Below are 16,953 nucleotides of genomic sequence, written 5' to 3' on the forward strand. Positions count from 1 at the left end.
TCAGCGATCGCAGGTAAGTCCGTTCAGAAAGATTCGTGAAAATTCCTTTTCCCGCCGGAGGATGGCGCTGAACTGCTTTTTTTCGGGAAAGATGTTGGGCTGTGCCGACAGCTGGGCGACGCGGAACCCGTCGAGGAAGTCGAAATACAGCTCGGCGCTCTTCCGGGCATGATCGATCTTAAAGAGCCCGGCGGCCCTGCCTTTTTCCATAATGGCGGAAATCCGGTCGAGTTCGTTGCGGCGTAGTTTATCAAAGATCCGCAGGAGCGGCTCCGGGAGCGTGGCGGGGCTAAAAGCTTTGAGGTGTTCGAGCACCTGGTAATATTTCAGGATGAAGTCGGTGCGGATGTCTAGGTAGCGTTCCAGCGCGCGCATGGGGTCGCGCTCCTGCTCCAGCTCGGAATCGTGCCGGGCGCGGTCCAACTCGCTGATGTGCTCCAGCACGGCCGCGTAAAGGCTCATCTTGTCGGGGAAATAATAATACAGCAGGGCCTTGGAGATCGAGAGGTCGGCCGCGATCTCGTTCATGGTGGTCTTCGCCACACCGAAGTGGGCGAAGCGGCGGATCGCGGCTTCCAGGATGCTCTCACGTTTCTGATCGGTGGCCATTAATCTGGTCGCTAGTTAGTGAAAAAATGCACGCGCCCGGCGAAATAGCGAGGAAAAGGATTCAGGCGCCCAGGCGAACGTACACATTCTTGACATTCTTGTCGCTCGACTTCCGCTCGTCTACTTCGAACTCCGGCAGGCTCTTGACCAGCGGAAGCATTTTCTTGAACCCATAGTTCCGTGGGTCGAAATCCGGGCTTTTCTTGATGAGCAGGCTTACCAGCGCACCCAGGAATACCCAACCGTTCTCATCGGCGCCGTCGCTGATCGATTCAGAGATCATACGGACCAGCAAGTCGCGGTCCGGTGTGACAGGAGATTCCTTGACATGCTCTGCCCGGCCTTTTACACCGGGAGCGCTGTGCGCCGGGTGGGCCGGGGTACGGGGTTCCTCTTTCAGGATCTCGATATAGATGAATTTATTACAGGCTTTGATCAGCGGCAGCGGCGTTTTCCGTTCGCCGAAACCGAAAACGATCTTGCCCGACTCCCGGAGGCGGGTGGCCAACCGGGTGAAATCACTGTCGCTCGACACAATGCAAAAGCCGTCCACGTGCCCCGAATACAAAATATCCATGGCATCAATGATGAGGACGCTGTCGCTGGCGTTCTTTCCCTTGGTATAGCTGTACTGCTGCATCGGCGTCAAGGCATTGTCGAGGATCACCTGCTTCCAGGACGCCAGGGCGGTCTTCGACAGGTCGCCATAGATCCGCTTGTAGGTGGGGGTGCCGAAACGAACGATCTCCTCGAAGATCCCGGTCATATAGCTGCTGGGGATATTCTCGGCATCGATCAACACCGCCAGTCGCAAATCTTTATGTGCATCCATCATGGCAATTTAAAAAATAAATATTCAACGGAAGGCGGCCTGCCGCCCCTGAAATGTCGTTACTTCGAAAGCATGAAGATCGCCACCTACAACATCAACGGGATCACGGCGCGCCTGCCCGTGCTGCTCCGCTGGCTGGAAGAAAAAGCGCCCGACGTGGCCTGCCTGCAGGAACTGAAAAAGCCCCACGATGCGTTTCCCGAAGAAGAGCTCCGCGCCGCCGGCTACGAAGCCGTGTGGCATGGCCAGAAAAGCTGGAACGGCGTGGCGATCCTGTCGCGCGTGGGCGCGCCCGTAGAAATACGGAAAGGCCTCGATGGCGACCCCGACGATGAGCAGAGCCGCTATATCGAAGCCGACGTGGCCGGAATCCGCGTGTGCTGCCTCTACCTGCCCAACGGCAACCCGGCCCCGGGACCGAAGTTCGACTACAAGCTGGCCTGGATGAAGCGCCTGCACGACCACGCCAAAGGCCTGCTGAAAAGCAAGAAACCCGTACTCCTCACCGGCGACTTCAACGTCATTCCCACCCCGCAGGACGCTTACAAGCCCGAGCGCTGGACCGGCGACGCACTCTTCTTCCCCGAATCGCGGGAGGCCTTTGCGCAATTGGTCAAACAGGGCTGGACCGATGCGCTGCGGCACCTCTACCCCGACGAGACGATCTATACCTACTGGGATTATTTCCGCAGCGCCTTCAGCCGCAATGCCGGTATCCGCATCGACCACTTCCTGCTGAGCGACGAGCTCGTGCCGCGCCTGCGGGCCGGCGGCGTGGACCGCGACGTGCGGGGCTGGGAAAAGACCAGCGACCATGCGCCGGTGTGGATCGAATTGCAGGATTGATCAGTCGCGGGGCAGGGCTTCCATGAACGTGCGCGCGGCGGTATAGCTTTCCTCGTCTGGCGTCCGTAAGTGCCAGAAATACAGCATCTCGCCTTCTTCGAACAGGATGTAAAAAACCAGTTGCGGCCCGGCGAGCCGCCACTGCAGCGTCAGGGGCTCGTCTTCGCCGTGCTCCCACGTATTGCCCATCGGGCTGGCGAAAAACCCGTTGAAGGTGCGCATCAGCTCGTCCTCGTCATACTCGGCGCCGATGTAGGCGGCGATGGCCGGCAGGTGGCGGAGGTAAAAGCCCATATGGGCGCAGCCGCTGACGATGTTGGGCCGGACCACGTTCTTCTGATCCACTACGGGTCGGTCCACCAGCGCCTTCAGCCGGTGGTTGTAGATCTGGTGCGCTCGCTGCGCCCCGTCTTCGGCGAAGGTTTTGAGCTCGATCAGCAGGCCGTGGCTCCAGCATTCCGTGCGGGCCAACTGGCCGTTTTCGAAATACTGCGTTACCGACCAGCCGTTGGCGGGCGCACCGTTCTCGATGCGGCGGATGGAGCAGAGCGCCCCGGACGGATACCGTTCTTCCTGCAGGTGCATATCCGATAAAGATAAGCCCCGCTTCCGGCGGGGCCATTTGTTTCCGGCAACAAACAGGTTGGATCAGGCGGCTGCCCGCAACGTTTGCAGTCTTCGTGCGCTCCGGGAATCGCTCCCTCCCATCCGCATTAAAAAAATACACGCTTATCACGCCCGTTCCCCTGGGGCCGGTTCGCACAACGGGGGACACCGTATGCTTGCCTAACGTTTCGCGATCCGGTACAGCAATCCCGGGCTGCCATCGGTAACGGCATAGAGGGCCCCGTCGCGGCCCTCGGTGATGGCGCGCCAGCGATGCTTTTCTCCCTCCAGCAGGCGCTCCTCCCCAACCACGCGGTCGTTGACGATCACGAGGCGGGCGATGTGCTGGCTGTTGAGGCCGCAGAGGAACAAATTGTTTTTCCACTCGGGCAGGGCGGCGCCGCTGTAAAACGTAATGCCGCTCGGCGAGAGCACTGGGTCCCAGTAATACACCGGTTGCTCCATCCCGGGTGCCTGCGTAGCCCCCGGCCCCACCTTCGACCCGTTGTATTCAATGCCATAAGTGATGGCCGGCCAGCCGTAATTTTTCCCCGCTTCGATCCGGTTCACTTCATCGCCGCCGCGCGGCCCCATCTCGGATTCCCAGAGCGCGCCGGTTTCGGGATGCAGGGCGAGCCCCTGGATGTTGCGGTGTCCGTAGGAATACAGTTCGGGGAAAGCGTCCTTTTGATTGAAGAAGGGATTGCCCGGGGCCGGCTGCCCGTCGCGGGTGATGCGGAGCACCTTGCCCAGCGCGGAGTTGAGCCACTGCGCCTGCGGGCGCGTAGCCAGGTCGGAGCGCTCCCCGGTGGACACAAAAAGGTAGCCGGCGCTGTCCACCACGAGGCGGCCGCCGTAGTGCAGCGTACCGTCGTAGGCCGGCCGTGCCCGGTAAATGACCGTCGCCCCTTCCATGCGGCGCTCGTCGGCGGACAGCTTGCCCTTGCCCACGGCGGTGAGGTTGCCTTCGGGAAGGGCTTCGGAAAAGGTCCAGTAAACGAAGCGGGTTTGTGCAAATGCGGGATCGATGGCCACGTCGAGCAGGCCGCCTTGTCCGGCGTCGTTGACGGCCGGCAGTCCCGTGATGGGCGCGCTCAGTGTTCCGTCGGTACCGGCGATCCGCATCGTGCCGCCCTTCTCCGTAATCAGCAGCCGCCCGTCGGGCAGTACCGTCAGGCCCCAGGGCCTGGAGAGCGCCCGCGTCAGCACTTTGGCTTCCCAAGGCGTTTTGCTGTGCACACCCGGCGCCCGCGTCTGCCCGGCAAAGGCGGGTCGGTAATCCGAGTTGGGCTTCCGGGTTTCCACCGGCGTCGAATCATTCGTCGGCGTGGAGCCGCTGTGCATGGCGCTGTTGCCGCACTGCGCGCCGGCAACCGCCGTGATGCCTGCGCACAGGATCAGGATCGTATGGTTCATGGGCTTTGTTTTACCCTCCTAAAGTAAGTGCGGGCCGGTCACGAAAGACCCTGGTCCCGCCGACGCAAACCGTTCGTCATTGCGAGGGGATCCCGACGGAACGGTCGGGGTCCTCGAAGCAATCTGTTGCACGCCCAGTCGGCAGCCAGGAGGCAGCAGCCTCAGCGAGGGTGAGATTGCTTCGCTATGCTCGTAATGACGGCTGGAATATTCTATAAAGGTTCCGGATGCCCATTGAGCGCAGCCTGCAGGCGTGCATCGTTCACGGCGCCTTCGCTGCGGCCGATGATCACCGTGGCCACGGCATTGCCGATGAAATTCACCAGCGCGCGGCCCTCGCTCATGAAGCGGTCCACGCCCACCAGCAGGGCAAGCCCCTCGATCGGGATGATCTTGAGCGCGCCCAAGGTGGAGGCCAGCACCAGCAACCCGCTGCCGGTGACGCCCGCGGCACCCTTGCTGGTGAGCAGCAGCACGCCGATGACGGTCAGCTGCTCCGCGAGGCTCAATGAAATGCCGTACGCCTGCGCAATAAAGATGATGGCCATACTCAGGTAGATGGCCGTGCCATCGAGGTTGAAGCTGTAGCCGGTGGGCACCACGAGTCCGACCACTTCCTCGTCGACACCCGCGCGCCGCATTTTCTCCATCAGCGACGGCAGCACGGGCTCGCTGCTGGAGGCGCCCAGCACGATGGCCAGCTCGGCCCGGATGTAGCGCAGCAACTTCAGGAACGAAAAGCCATACGCGCGGCACAGCAGTCCCAGCACCACGAACAGGAACAACAAGCCGGTGCCGTAAAAAGTGGCCATCAGTCGGCCCATCGCCGCCAGGCTGCCGGCGCCGTACTTGCCCACGGTAAAGGCCATACCGCCAAAGGCCCCGATCGGGCTGACGCGCATCACCAGGTGCAGGATGCGGAATAATACTTTGTTGAATGTATCGAACGTAACGAGCAGGCGCCGGCCCGGCTCGCCCACGGACCGGAGGCCTACGGCAAAGAGCACGCTGAACAGCAGCACCTGGAGGATCTCGCCGCGGGCGAAGGCATCGAGGATGTTGGCGGGAACGAGGTGGGTGAAAAACGAGGGCCAGTCCATGGCGGCGGCTTTTTGCGTCAGCTCCTGCACCTGTCCGTTGCTGCCCGCGAGGTGCGCGGCGCCGCGCCCCGGCTGCAGCAGGTTGGCCATTACCAGCCCCAGCACAAGGGCCAGCGTGCTCACAATCTCGAAGTAGATCAGCGCCTTCAGCCCGATGCGCCCCGCCTGCCGCAGGTTGCCGGCGCCTGCGATGCCGGCCACCACCGTAAAGAAGATCACCGGCGCAATGACCATGCGGATCGCATTGATGAACAATTCGCTGATCAGTTTGGCTACCGGCGCGAAGCCAGGGAAAAAGAGCCCGGCCAGCACGCCGAGGGCGATGCCGATCAGCACCTGCACGTAGAGCAGTCGTACGATTTTCATGTAGAATTTTTGAAAGCGGCCGCGCTAAATGTAGAATTATTTCTAGCTTAACCGGGCCAACACTATGGACGACACCTGAAACCAACTTTAAAAAACGTCGTTTATGAAAAAAGTCCTGCGTTACCTGGGCATCCTCCTTTTCGGATTGGTCGTCATTATCGGCCTCTTTGCCTCTTTCGTCGCCATCCGCGGCATCCCTTCCTACAAAGCCGGCACCGTACAACTACAAGTGGCGTCCTCGCCGGCGCGCATTGCGCAGGGCCAGAAGCTGGCTTCCATGCTGTGCCGCAGCTGCCACCTCGACCCGAACACCAACCGCTTTACCGGCCGCCGCATGGACGAAGTGCCGCAATTCGGAACCATCTATGCCCGCAACATCACGCACGATAAAGCGCACGGCATCGGCAACTGGACCGACGGGCAGCTGGCTTACCTGCTCCGCACCGGCCTCAAGCCCGATGGCACCTACCTCCCGCCCTACATGCCCAAGCTGGTGCACCTCTCCGACGAAGACCTGCAGTCGGTGATCGCCTTTCTCCGTTCCGATCATCCCTGGGTACAGGCCGACGCGACGGAGCAGCCTCATACGGAGCCGTCCTTCCTTACCAAGTTCCTGAGCAACATCAAGGTGCTGAAGCCCTTCCCCTACCCGGCGGCGGCGATCCCGGCGCCCGATACCAGCAATGCCGTGGCCTGGGGCCGATACATCGCCGTGGCCCAGCTCGAATGTTTCAGCTGCCACTCCCGGGACTTCGCCAGGAACGACTACTTCAACCCCGAAAAGTCGCCGGGCTTCTTCGGCGGCGGCAACGAGATGTATACACCAGGCGGCAAGAAGATCGTGTCGCGCAACATCACGATGGACCCCGAAACGGGCATCGGCAAATGGGACGAAGCAGACTTTATCCAGGCGGTGAAATTCGGCAAGCTGCCCCATGGGCAGGATGCGCTCCGCGAGCCCATGCAGCCCTACTCGCAACTTACCGACAACGAGCTGCGCGCCATCTGGGCCTACCTGAAGACCGTCCCCGTGCAGCAGCACCGGGTGGAGCGGGCGCCGTGAGAGAAAGAACGCAGATCCCGCATGCGGGATACGCGGACTTATTAAGATTCGTTATGATTTGCTGACGCACGCAAAAAAGTAAAACTGCGTTAATCGTAGAAATCATATAAAACCTGCGTTCTTTCTCTTCCAGGGTGCAGTTCATACAAACGATCCCACCGTTCAACGGGCGCAATGGCAATACAGCCAACTGTGCGGCAGGCATAGCCGAAAAGAGCGCAACTTGCCGCAAGCCAACCACGAACACCAATGGACCAGCAAGAATGGAAAGCCTGTGCCTTTCCGCATCCTGAAAAATACAAGCGGCGCTTTCTCATCCGCATCAACGAAAAGCTGATCCCGATCGGCGTGGAAGACATCGCCTACTTCTTCGTCGACAACAACATCACCTTTATCCGGACCACCGACGACAAGCGCTACGTGCTGGAGCATTCGCTCACCGAGCTGCAATCGCTGCTCGACCCGGCGCAGTTCTTCCGCATCAATCGCGCGCACCTCATTTGCTTCAACGCCATCACCGGTATCACCGTGCACCACAGTGGCCGCCTGCGGCTGACACTCGTGCCGCCCTTCCGGGAGGAAGTGTTCGTCAGCCGCGACAAGGTGCCCGACTTCAAGCGCTGGATCGGTGGCTGAAACGGAAAAAGGCGCCCGGAGGCGCCTTTTCAAATCATTCTGTCGGATGGTGACCGTCGGCCTTAGCAAGCAATGCGGCGTTGTTGGTTTTTCCTGGATCGAATGATTTTCCGGCTTTCAAAGGATCATGGATGGTTTTTCAAGGATACCGGACGTTTTCATAGGGGGAAGAACACACACATTCTTCGAGCCCGCAAAAAAGGTTGTTTTGACAACGATACAAACCCGACTTCCGTCAACCGGCGAAAGCGGTTCGTAAATCGCCCCTTTCTGCAGGCTAACGGGGCCGGCTCCCCGCTTTTACCACGGTTTGTTGCCACAGCGGCGCCCCCGTTGCATCCGAGATGCGGAGCAGCCAGGCGCCCGGGGCCAGCGTGCCCGACGGCAGATCTACGGTACCGCGCCGCAAGGGCGCGCGCGTATGCAGGGCTTCACGTCCGTCGATGGCGGTCCAGGTAGCGTCCACTGCCCCGTCGGGGCGGCCGGGCAGCGCCACCCGTACTACTACGGTGCAGGGATTGGGATACGCTCCTTCCGCCGGCGCCGCGGCGCGCTGCGGCTCGGCGGGCGGCGTCAGCGACAGCAGCATCGTAGACGGCGGCTTGCGGATACGGAGCACCGTACCCTGCGTTTCATCGCGGAAGGAATTGAAGAAGCCACCCACCACGAGGCTGTCGTCGGTGCCCTGGTACAGCAGCTTGTTCACACACTGGTCGAAGCCGGTGCCGGTGATGCAGGTGGCGTCGTACGAGCCGTCGGTATTGAGACGGGCAACGCGGTAGGCCGTGTTGCCCTGGCAGGACGTGAAGTTGCCGCCCACGATCACCTTGTCGTTGCTCATGAAGGCCAGCGAATGGACCTCCACGCCCTGCGTGCAAAGCGCGGTGCCGCTGCCCGAAAAGCCGGCGCCCACGTTGAAAGTGGCGTCCCAGGAGCCGTCGGCGTTGAGGCGCGCGAGGCGCCCCGAATTGTTGCCGCGATACTGCGTGAAAAAGCCGCCTACGTAGATCTTCCCTTTGTACACATGCACCGAGGTGACCGTGCTGTTGAACCCGTCCCAGCGGCCCGTCCACAGCGTATTGTCGGTGCTGCCGTCGCTGTTGAAGCGGGCGAAGCGCCATACCTCGCTGCCGTTCACTTTATAGAACTCTCCGCCCGCCAGCAGCTTGTCGTTCGCATCGAGGGCAAGGTGGTTCACGGCGCCTTCCACGCGGGGCGAGGTGGCGGCGTCGAGCGACCCGTCGGTAAAGAGCTGCACGAGCCCGCCGCCGCTGCCGCCGGCGATGGCCGTGCCGTTGTAGTAAGTGAATAGTCCGCCGGCAATGATCCGCCGCTTCGTGGCGTCCGTAGAATTACGGATCACCACCGAGAGGATGATGAGGTCGCCGGCCCAGCCGCCGGAGATGCCGCTGCCGGGGTTGAAGGTGGGGTCGAGCGCCCCCGAGGGCAGCAAGCGCGCGATGCCGCTGCGCGCCACCCCGTTGACGGTGGTAAAGCCGCCGGCGATGACGATCGCGCTGTCCCAGGGCTGGATGGCCACGCAGTTGACCCGCCCGCCGGCGATCGTGGGCACGGTGAACGTAGGATCGGGCGCGCCCTGCGGCGTGAGACGGAGCACCTTGCTCCTGCCGAGCACGGAGCTGTAGGCGTGGAACTCGCCGGCGATGAGCAGGCGCTTGTCCTTGTACAGCGCGATGTCGCGGACGTTGATGGTAGCCGTAGGCAGGTTGTAGTTGAACAGGTTGTCGCGGATGTACGATTGTGCCTGCGACAGGGCACCGGCCGCCAGGGCCAGGCACAGGAGCCAGAGCTTTCTCATAGGAACAGAATAGAATTGGATTCGGCGCTAAAAAAGGAAACGCCGCGCAGACGGAGAAAGCAATGTGGGCGAACCGTGGATCCGGACTGCTGAACCGTAGAACTACGGCTGCGAATGGTTTTAGCACAAAGGGCCCGCTCTGCAGGCTCTTTGTCACCGGGAGCGAAGCGAAGGGTCTGTGGATGGAAGGTTTTAGAAAGGTCGCCTCCGTTAGTAGCGCTGCAAGTCAATCCGACGAATGAAACCGCAGCCCCGTCTCCTCATCCAGCTCCACGCCGCCATTGAACTGATAGGCACGGGGCAGCTTGTTCAACGCCTTGGCTGAGATCCCCGCCATTTGCAGCCCGAAAGAATAGTAGCTCTGTTCCTGCAGCAGCGGGCCCGTGTAGTGCTTCACCGTCCACCCGCAGCTTGCGCAATCTTGCAATAAAAAACCGTACAAATACGCAGCAAATACCGTACAGGTACGCAGGGGTCCACGTCCCCGGCGCGGTACCTTGATGGGGTTATCTGATTCTTCATTCAAAACCCCATTTTTATGATCGAGAATCTTTCCAACCAGGCCATTCCCGTAGACGTACAGGCCGCCGCTGCCACCAAGCTGGAAGAGCTGAAGCAGATCCTGGCCCCCTGGCTGTTTACGCTCTCGGCCGAGCAGCGCGCGGCGATGAACCGCATGGGCGATCGCTCCGAGCACTTTGTTTTCAAGGGTGCCGAGCACGCCAAAGCACACCCGGAGCTGGTGCCCGGCATCGTGGACGCGCGGGAATTGCAAATCGACGTAGACAACGTGCGGGCCTACCGCCCCCTGCTGCAGCTGGCCCGACAACTCTGCGCCGGCCTCGAGGACGGCTTTGCCCTGTCGGGCGCCGAGGCACTCGAAGCCACGCTCCTCTTTTACGGGTCGGTAAAAACGGCGGCCGACAAAGGGGTGGCCGGTGCCCAAGGCATCTACGACGACATGGTCACCCGCTTTCCCCAACGCGGCCGGCGCAAGAAGCCGGCACCCGCCACCGGCGCCTAAGCGCCCCTAACTGCCTGAGAAACACCTCGTTACCGACCGCGTCCCCTACGGACGCGGTTTTATTTGGCCCTACCTTGTCCCTGGCCACCCGGTTCTGCTTCCACCCTAATTTTTTCTGTCCGGGCACGAACCGGTTCCTCCTTTTGAGGAACCGGTTCGGTCCGCAAGGGGAAACTTTTCTGTCCGGACCCGAAAACGTTCCCCAAAGTGGGGAACGTTTTATGTTTCGAGGGGAACGTTTTATGTTTCGGATAGAACGTTTTCTGTTCCGTGGGGAATGGGTTTGGGTGCGCGGGGAAACTTTTCTGTCGCGGTACGAAAGCGTTCCTCCTTTTGGGGAACGGGTTCTGGTTGGCGGGAAAAGGGCGCTCTGGGAAAGGGAAGTTCGTTGCGTCGTCGTGCCATGGTGCCATTGTGAAGCGCCGCAGTCGCAAAGACCGCCCTTGGGCGGTCAGGAGGCGGCCGCAAGCGGCCTTGCACGCTACGGCAGGACGGCGCAACGGCGCTACGATTTGTACCAAGGCCCGGCCCCGGCGGCGCACAAAAAACGCCTCCAGGAAGGGAAGCGTTGGTAATAAGATAGGGCTCACTTAAAGACCCTGGTATCCGCCGACAGGATAGCTGCGGCCATAAAGGCGGGCTTTTTCCTGCAGCGCCAGGATCTCCTGCTCACTGTGGTAAGCGACCGTGAGCGGCCGGGGTTCCTGCTTCGGTACCAACGTGAGCGGCTGCTGCTCCGGCTTGCGTACGTGTGGGGTCTTGTCCATCTGGCGGGTGGTTTTTGGTGAGTAATGGCCGGGCTCCCGGCGATGGATATAAAGATACTTCACCCATATGGGGGCAACAAGCACAACAAGGGTCCTCACTGGTATCCCAAACCGAACCGGCTTAAGGCTTAAACCCCCGCCCCGTAAGGGTTTACGCGCAGCCGCAATCGCATCGCCAACGCATTAAACTGTTTGTTAAAGTGACGGCTCTTCCCCTTCCAGCCGCGTATGCCGCGTTTCGCGCATCCGCAGATAGACGACGCCCGAGATAGCGATGCAGGCCGTCACGTAGGCGTAAAACCAGGACTCATGACCGGCTTTCTTGGCCCAGAGCGCGAGGTATTCCGCCGTGCCGCCGAACACCGCCGCCGTCAGCGCGTAGGGCAGGCCCACGCCCAGGGCCCGGATGCGGGCCGGGAAAAGCTCCGCCTTCACCACGGCATTGATGCTGGTGTAGCCGCTCACCAGCAGCAGCCCCGCCATGAGGATGGCAAAGGCCGCCCCGGGGCTTCGTACGTCCTCCAGGGCCCGCAACAACGGGTAGGTGGCCAGGGTGCCGCCGATGGCGAAGGTGAGCAGCAGGGGCCGCCGACCGATGCGGTCCGACAGGGCGCCGAACAGGGGCTGCAGCGCCGCGAACAGCAGCAGCGACCAGAACGACAGCTGCGTGGCCGCCGGCACGCTCAGCTGCACCGTATTGACAAGGAACTTCTGCATGTATACCGACCAGGTGTAAAAGGCCACCGTGCCGCCGAGGGTGAGGCCGACCACGGTCCACACGGCCCGGGGGTGCCGCGCCAGCTCGGCGATGGAGCCTTTCTTAGGTCCGTCCCCCGACTGCCGGAAAGCTTGCGTTTCCTCGAGGCGCCGCCGCAGGTAAAAGGCCACCACCGACAGGGCCGCGCCTACGGCAAAGGGAATGCGCCAACCCCAGCGCTCGAGCTCCCCTTTATCGAGCCAGGCCTGCAGCCCCAGCAGCAGGGCCATGGCCAGCAGTTGCCCGCCGATGAGGGTGACGTACTGAAAGCTCGAGTAGAAACCGCGGGCGCGTTGCGTGGCCATCTCCGACAGGTAGGTGGCCGAGGTACCGTACTCACCGCCCACGCTGAGCCCTTGCAGCAGGCGGGCCGCGAAGAGCAGTACGGGCGCCCAGATGCCTATTTGATGATAAGAAGGAATGCAGGCAATGAGCAGCGAGCCGAACGACATCAGCAGCACCGACACCGTCATAGCGATGCGGCGGCCCTTGCGGTCGGCAAGGCGACCGAAGATCCAGGCGCCTACGGGCCGCATGAGGAAGCCCACGGCAAATACGCCGGCGCTGTTGAGCAGCTGGGCCGTACGATCCTGCCCGGGAAAGAATTGCGGTGCGAAATAGAGAGCGAAGGCCGAGTAGGCATACCAGTCGTACCACTCCACCAGGTTACCGGCCGATCCACCCAGGATGGCCCGCAGCCGCCGGCGCCGGTCGGCGCCCTCTGTTGGCTTCGTTTGCATGGCCGACAAGCTAGGACATTGCATCCGTTGGCGGCCGAAAATATTTACCCGGTTTTTTGTTGTTTAACAAGAACGGTTTCTGAAACCAGTGTACCTTGTATCATCTTTTCAACGTAAACCCCATACGAATGAACCTGAGAGACGTCATCGCTGTGCTGCTTGGATTGAAAAAACCGGTACTGGTTCCGATTCCTGTGAAAAACAACAAAGCGCCGAAGAAATAATTCAAACCAGAGATATTCCTGAAGCCCCGACCGATTGGTTGGGGCTTTTTTCGGCCCTTAAGGAAGGAACGCAGTATCCGGGTCCGTCATTGCGAGGAGCGGCGGCCCTAAGGCCGCAGCACCGAAGCAATCTTTTGTTCACCGGGCCTGCGGCCCAGGTTGCCGCCCCGGCTTTAGCCGCGTCTCCCAAAGGTCGTCCCAGCCGGGATTCATAGCTTCGACCAGCCGGATCTTCTGCGCGCGGCTGCCTCCTTTCAGACGCTTTTCCTCCGCAATGGCGTCTTCGATCCGGTCAAACACGCGGTAGTAAACTAAAGTATGCGTATTGTAGCGGGCCGTGAAAGATGTCCGGGGCTTTGCCGACCGGTGTTCTGCAAGCCGCGCCCCAAGGTTTGCAGTAACGCCCACATAAAGTGCCTTGCGACTGTTGCACGTAAGGATATATACAAACCCGCCATAGATCATAGCTGCAAATTGGGAAGGAAGCGCTGCCCAGCCCTGTTATTTTTCACCCCGGCGGATGGGACTTTTCCCGGGAGCCGTGACGAAAAGAAAGAGATTGCTTCGCTACGCTCGCAATGACGGTACCTGAGGAGGCGCTCGCAATGACGGTACAAACCTCACGCCTCACGCTTCACGCGTCACGCCTCACGCTTCACGCTTCACGCTTCACGCCTCACGCTTCACGCCTCACAAGTCCTGCTGCCCGCTTGCCGGGCCGGTGCTTGCTCGCTTCGTACTTCTCCCGCACCACGTCCGCCATAGGCACCTGCCGCACTTTGCTCTCCAGCCAGGAGATGATGTCGAGGTAGGCGAAGGCGCGGGTTTCGAAGCGGCTTTTTTCGTAGCGCTTCATTTGCTCCAGCAGGGCGCGGAAGGCTTCGTGCACCTTGCGCGGCGAGTGGTGAAAATGCTGGCGGAGGAAGGCGAACATCTGCTCCTCGATCACCGTCAGGTTTTGCATCTTGGCCATGTAGCGGTACACCGAGCGCACGAGGTATTCCATCAGGTCGTAGTTGCCCAGCTCGTAGTGCGCCATGAGGTGCAGCAGGCGTGCGTAGCACTGCAGGTCGTTGCGGAGGTCTACCTTCCAGTGAATGATCTTGTGCAGGTAGTCGATGGCCTTTTCGTGGTCGCCGGAGCCGAAGTAAAGCGAGGCGATCTTGTAGTAGAACACGAGCACGCGGTGCCGGTCGATATAGCCGTTGTATTCTTCCAGTTTTTCTTCAATGAAGGGCACGAGGGCGAGGCCTTCGCGGAAGGTGCCCACCATGAAGTGCTGGTTGATCCGCGCCGTGGTGAGGTAGATGAAGGTCTGCACCCGGTTGTTGTGGCTCTTCTGCACCGTGTCGGATGCGGCGAAGGTCTCGAAGCGGTCGAGTACTTCCTGGAAGCCGCGGAAGTTGCGCAGGTCGAAGTGGGCGTTGAGCAGGTTGTGGAGGCCCTTGATGTAATGGCCCGTTTCCACCTGGATCATCTGCGGGTTGTGGTGAAAAAGGTCCACCCATTTTTGCACGTAGCGGTAGTACTGGATGAAATCCTGGCGGATGAACCCGAACCACATGTAGCTCTGAAAAAGGTAAAGCGCCTCGTAAAAACCCATGCGGGCCAGGGCTTCGGCCGACACCCCCATGCGGGCCAGTTCGGCCGCGGGGGTGCCTTCGGGGAGCGTCGTTTCCACGCCTGGCACGAGGTGCTTGGCGGCCACGCGGAGGGCGCGGTTGATGCGGTAGCGGAAGAAGTCCTTCACGTCGGTCTCGTCCTGCTCGTTGCGGGCGTGGCCATTCTTGATGTACCAGCTATAGAGCTGCAGGGCGAGGTTGGACAGGTGGGTGATGATGCGCCGCTTTTCGTTGATCTCCTCGGCCTCGTGGGTCAGCTGCTCGGCACGGCCTTCCATGGAGCGCGTGATGTGGAGCACCTCGATCTTTTTTTCGAGCGAGATGATCTGGATGAGGAAGGAATCCTGGTTGTAGGCCTTGGCGGTTTCCTTCAGGCGCTCGAGGATGCGTAAGCTCTGGATGTAGAGCCCTTTGTTGTAAAGAATGCGGGCGTAGTCGAGGCTTTCGTGGAGCTGGATGTCGATGTTCTCGTCGTTGCTCAGGAGGCGCAGCGAGGCCAGCAGCTGGCGGTACAGGTGTGCCTTGCTGTTGGGTAGTTGCTGCTTCTTGATCGACGGCACCTTTTTGAGGAGGAGGGCTTCGTCGTAGTCCTTCATCTTGTCGAGGGCATCGAAGAGGTGTACGATCTTCAGGTCTTCGTTGGCGGAGTTGCGGGTGATGTACAGCTTGAAGTTCCGCTTCTCGGCCTTCTGCAGCGAATGAATGAGGTTGAACAGGTCGTCACTGGCTCTGTTGGGCATCGTAGCAAAATTACCGAAAAAGCAGCGCCGGGCAAGGCTTCGCACCGGGAACGTTGCCATTCCCGATGAAAGCAAAGCCGAATCTTTGGCTGGAAACCCTGTACGGCAACGGTTATTTTCGATTCCGAACAGTATCCATCTATATAGCAAGCAATCGTTACGTCCGCTGTTTCTACAGGGGACTTTTTCCGTGAAGCGTGAGGCGTGAGGCGTGAGGCGTGAAGCGTGAGGCGTGAGGTGTGAGGTGTGAGGCGTGAAGCGTGAGGCGTGAAGCGTGAAGCGTGAGGCGTGAGCCGACAGCCTCAGACTCCCGGCTCTTCCCAAAGGCAAGGAGGAGTAAGAGAAACTGGATTGGATCACAAAAACTAGTTAGTATGTTGGTACAACAACAAAGCGACGTCCAGGCCCAAACAGAAACCGGAAACAGGCAACCGGGAACCGGGAACCCGCCCGCGGGAAACCGGAAACGCCGCCGCCGCTTTTCGCCCGCCCCCCTGCTGGTGCTGCTGGCTGTAGTGGCCCTCTGCTTCGCCTTTCCGTCGATACCTTCCGGAGCTTCGAAAGCGGCGATCTCCGCGGCCGATACGGCCTGGATGCTGACGGCCACGGCGCTGGTGCTGATCATGACGCCGGGGCTGGCCTTCTTCTATGGCGGCATGGTCAATAAAAAGAACGTGCTGTCCACGATGCTGCAAAGCTTTATCTGTATGGTGGTCATCACGCTGCTGTGGGTGGCCGTGGGCTTTTCGCTGTCCTTCGGCGATTCGCTCGGCGGCGTTGTCGGCAACCCGGGCACCTTCTTTATGTTCCGCGGCGTGCTCGACGGCGACCCGTACCCGCTGGCGCCCACGATCCCGCTGGCCCTTTTTGTCATCTTCCAGCTGAAGTTCGCCATCGTCACGCCGGCGCTCATCACGGGGGCCTTTGCCGAGCGGATCCGGTTTACCTCCTACCTCCTGTTCATCTGCCTCTTTTCGCTCTTTATCTACTGCCCGCTGGCGCACGCCACCTGGCACCCCAAAGGCATCCTTTACCAGCTCGGGGTGCTCGACTTCGCGGGCGGCACCGTAGTGCACATGAGCGCCGGGTGGGCCGCGCTCGCTTCAGCGCTCTACATGCGCCGGCGAGCGCTGGCCGAACACAACCCGGCGCGCATCACCTACGTGCTGCTGGGCACGGGCCTCCTGTGGTTCGGCTGGTTCGGCTTCAACGCCGGCTCGGCCTATGGTGCCAACGGGCTGGCCGCCACGGCGCTGGCCACCACCACCACGGCCTCGGCCGCGGCGGCCTTCGGCTGGATCCTTTTCGACGCGCTCCGCGGCCGCAAGATGTCGGCCTCGGGCACCTGCATCGGCGCGGTGGTAGGCCTCGTGGCGATTACGCCCGCGGCCGGCTATGTGACCATTCCGCATTCCATCCTCATCGGCCTCATCAGCGCCGTCGTGTCCAACGTCCTGGTGATCCTCCGCAGCCGCACGGGCATCGACGATACGCTCGACGTCTTTCCCTGCCACGGCGCCGGCGGCATCAGCGGGATGCTGCTCACGGGCGTCTTCGCCAGCCGGCACGTCAACCCCGCCATCGGAGGCAACGGGCTGTTCTTTGGCGAAACGAAATTGTTCCTCGTGCAGGCTGCTGCACTCGTCGGCGTATCGCTCTTTGCCTTCACCGGCACCTGGCTGCTGCTGCGCGTTACCAACGCCATCCTGCCACTGCGCGTGAGCGATGAGGAAGAACGGTTGGGATTGGATTTGAGCCAGCATGGGGAATCGCTGTAGCGACGCTT

At 61.0% G+C, this 16,953-nt stretch carries 16 protein-coding genes; 5 read left to right on the plus strand and 11 right to left on the minus strand.

The window, feature by feature from the left end:
- Together E0486_RS06800 and E0486_RS06805 are read right to left on the minus strand one after the other, a co-directional pair.
- Positions 1 to 609, minus strand: a complete 609-nt coding sequence (locus E0486_RS06800; RefSeq protein ID WP_131851394.1) for a TetR/AcrR family transcriptional regulator — start codon at positions 607 to 609, stop codon at positions 1 to 3.
- Between the two features lie 61 nt (positions 610 to 670).
- Positions 671 to 1,441, minus strand: a complete 771-nt coding sequence (locus E0486_RS06805; protein ID WP_131851395.1) for an NYN domain-containing protein — start codon at positions 1,439 to 1,441, stop codon at positions 671 to 673.
- 72 nt (positions 1,442 to 1,513) lie between these two features.
- On the opposite strand from E0486_RS06805, the gene xth reads away from it, so the two are divergent.
- Positions 1,514 to 2,287, plus strand: a complete 774-nt coding sequence (xth, locus tag E0486_RS06810) for an exodeoxyribonuclease III (protein WP_131851396.1) — start codon at positions 1,514 to 1,516, stop codon at positions 2,285 to 2,287.
- On the opposite strand, the gene E0486_RS06815 is transcribed toward xth, so the two are convergent.
- The 3 genes from E0486_RS06815 to dctA all read right to left on the minus strand — a co-directional run bounded on the left by E0486_RS06815 (position 2,288) and on the right by dctA (position 5,775).
- Positions 2,288 to 2,872, minus strand: a complete 585-nt coding sequence (locus E0486_RS06815) for a toxin-antitoxin system YwqK family antitoxin (RefSeq protein WP_131851397.1) — start codon at positions 2,870 to 2,872, stop codon at positions 2,288 to 2,290.
- Positions 2,873 to 3,073: 201 nt separating this feature from the next.
- On the minus strand, positions 3,074 to 4,309 hold the full coding sequence (locus E0486_RS06820) for a PQQ-dependent sugar dehydrogenase (protein ID WP_131851398.1): 1,236 nt from the start codon (positions 4,307 to 4,309) through the stop codon (positions 3,074 to 3,076).
- A 212-nt stretch (positions 4,310 to 4,521) separates the two neighbouring features.
- Positions 4,522 to 5,775, minus strand: coding sequence for a C4-dicarboxylate transporter DctA (gene dctA / locus E0486_RS06825; RefSeq protein WP_131851399.1), 1,254 nt, complete (start codon positions 5,773 to 5,775; stop codon positions 4,522 to 4,524).
- A 103-nt stretch (positions 5,776 to 5,878) separates the two neighbouring features.
- Between dctA and E0486_RS06830 the strand changes: the two genes are divergently transcribed.
- Both E0486_RS06830 and E0486_RS06835 read left to right on the plus strand, forming a co-directional pair.
- Positions 5,879 to 6,838, plus strand: a complete 960-nt coding sequence (locus tag E0486_RS06830; protein ID WP_131851400.1) for a c-type cytochrome — start codon at positions 5,879 to 5,881, stop codon at positions 6,836 to 6,838.
- 249 nt (positions 6,839 to 7,087) lie between these two features.
- A complete protein-coding gene (locus E0486_RS06835) occupies positions 7,088 to 7,474 on the plus strand; it encodes a LytR/AlgR family response regulator transcription factor (RefSeq protein ID WP_131851401.1) in 387 nt (128 codons plus the stop codon).
- 277 nt (positions 7,475 to 7,751) lie between these two features.
- On the opposite strand, the gene E0486_RS06840 is transcribed toward E0486_RS06835, so the two are convergent.
- Entirely contained in the window at positions 7,752 to 9,293 is a 1,542-nt protein-coding gene (locus tag E0486_RS06840; protein WP_131851402.1) for a delta-60 repeat domain-containing protein, read from the minus strand.
- 226 nt (positions 9,294 to 9,519) lie between these two features.
- Positions 9,520 to 9,819, minus strand: a complete 300-nt coding sequence (locus tag E0486_RS06845; RefSeq protein WP_131851403.1) for a hypothetical protein — start codon at positions 9,817 to 9,819, stop codon at positions 9,520 to 9,522.
- Between the two features lie 12 nt (positions 9,820 to 9,831).
- On the opposite strand from E0486_RS06845, the gene E0486_RS06850 reads away from it, so the two are divergent.
- Positions 9,832 to 10,317 (plus strand): hypothetical protein, encoded by a 486-nt coding sequence (locus E0486_RS06850; RefSeq protein ID WP_131851404.1) that lies wholly within the window; start codon positions 9,832 to 9,834, stop codon positions 10,315 to 10,317.
- 590 nt (positions 10,318 to 10,907) lie between these two features.
- On the opposite strand, the gene E0486_RS18785 is transcribed toward E0486_RS06850, so the two are convergent.
- The 4 genes from E0486_RS18785 to E0486_RS06865 form a co-directional block, all read right to left on the minus strand.
- Positions 10,908 to 11,084: a hypothetical protein gene (locus E0486_RS18785; RefSeq protein WP_165917225.1), complete on the minus strand. Its 177-nt coding sequence runs from the start codon at positions 11,082 to 11,084 to the stop codon at positions 10,908 to 10,910.
- Positions 11,085 to 11,279: 195 nt separating this feature from the next.
- A complete protein-coding gene (locus E0486_RS06855) occupies positions 11,280 to 12,581 on the minus strand; it encodes an MFS transporter (RefSeq protein ID WP_131851405.1) in 1,302 nt (433 codons plus the stop codon).
- A gap of 362 nt (positions 12,582 to 12,943) precedes the next feature.
- Positions 12,944 to 13,270, minus strand: coding sequence for a GIY-YIG nuclease family protein (locus tag E0486_RS06860; RefSeq protein ID WP_131851406.1), 327 nt, complete (start codon positions 13,268 to 13,270; stop codon positions 12,944 to 12,946).
- A gap of 211 nt (positions 13,271 to 13,481) precedes the next feature.
- The gene (locus tag E0486_RS06865; RefSeq protein ID WP_131851407.1) at positions 13,482 to 15,167 is read right to left on the minus strand and encodes a hypothetical protein; all 1,686 of its coding nucleotides are present in this window, start codon (positions 15,165 to 15,167) and stop codon (positions 13,482 to 13,484) included.
- Positions 15,168 to 15,541: 374 nt separating this feature from the next.
- Here E0486_RS06865 and E0486_RS06870 point away from each other — a divergent pair, with 374 nt between their 5' ends.
- Positions 15,542 to 16,945, plus strand: coding sequence for an ammonium transporter (locus E0486_RS06870; protein WP_131851408.1), 1,404 nt, complete (start codon positions 15,542 to 15,544; stop codon positions 16,943 to 16,945).
- The last annotated feature ends 8 nt before the right edge of the window (positions 16,946 to 16,953 follow it).

The organism is Flaviaesturariibacter aridisoli (genome assembly GCF_004343705.1).
GTDB classification, from domain to species: Bacteria; Bacteroidota; Bacteroidia; order Chitinophagales; family Chitinophagaceae; genus Flavisolibacter; species Flavisolibacter aridisoli.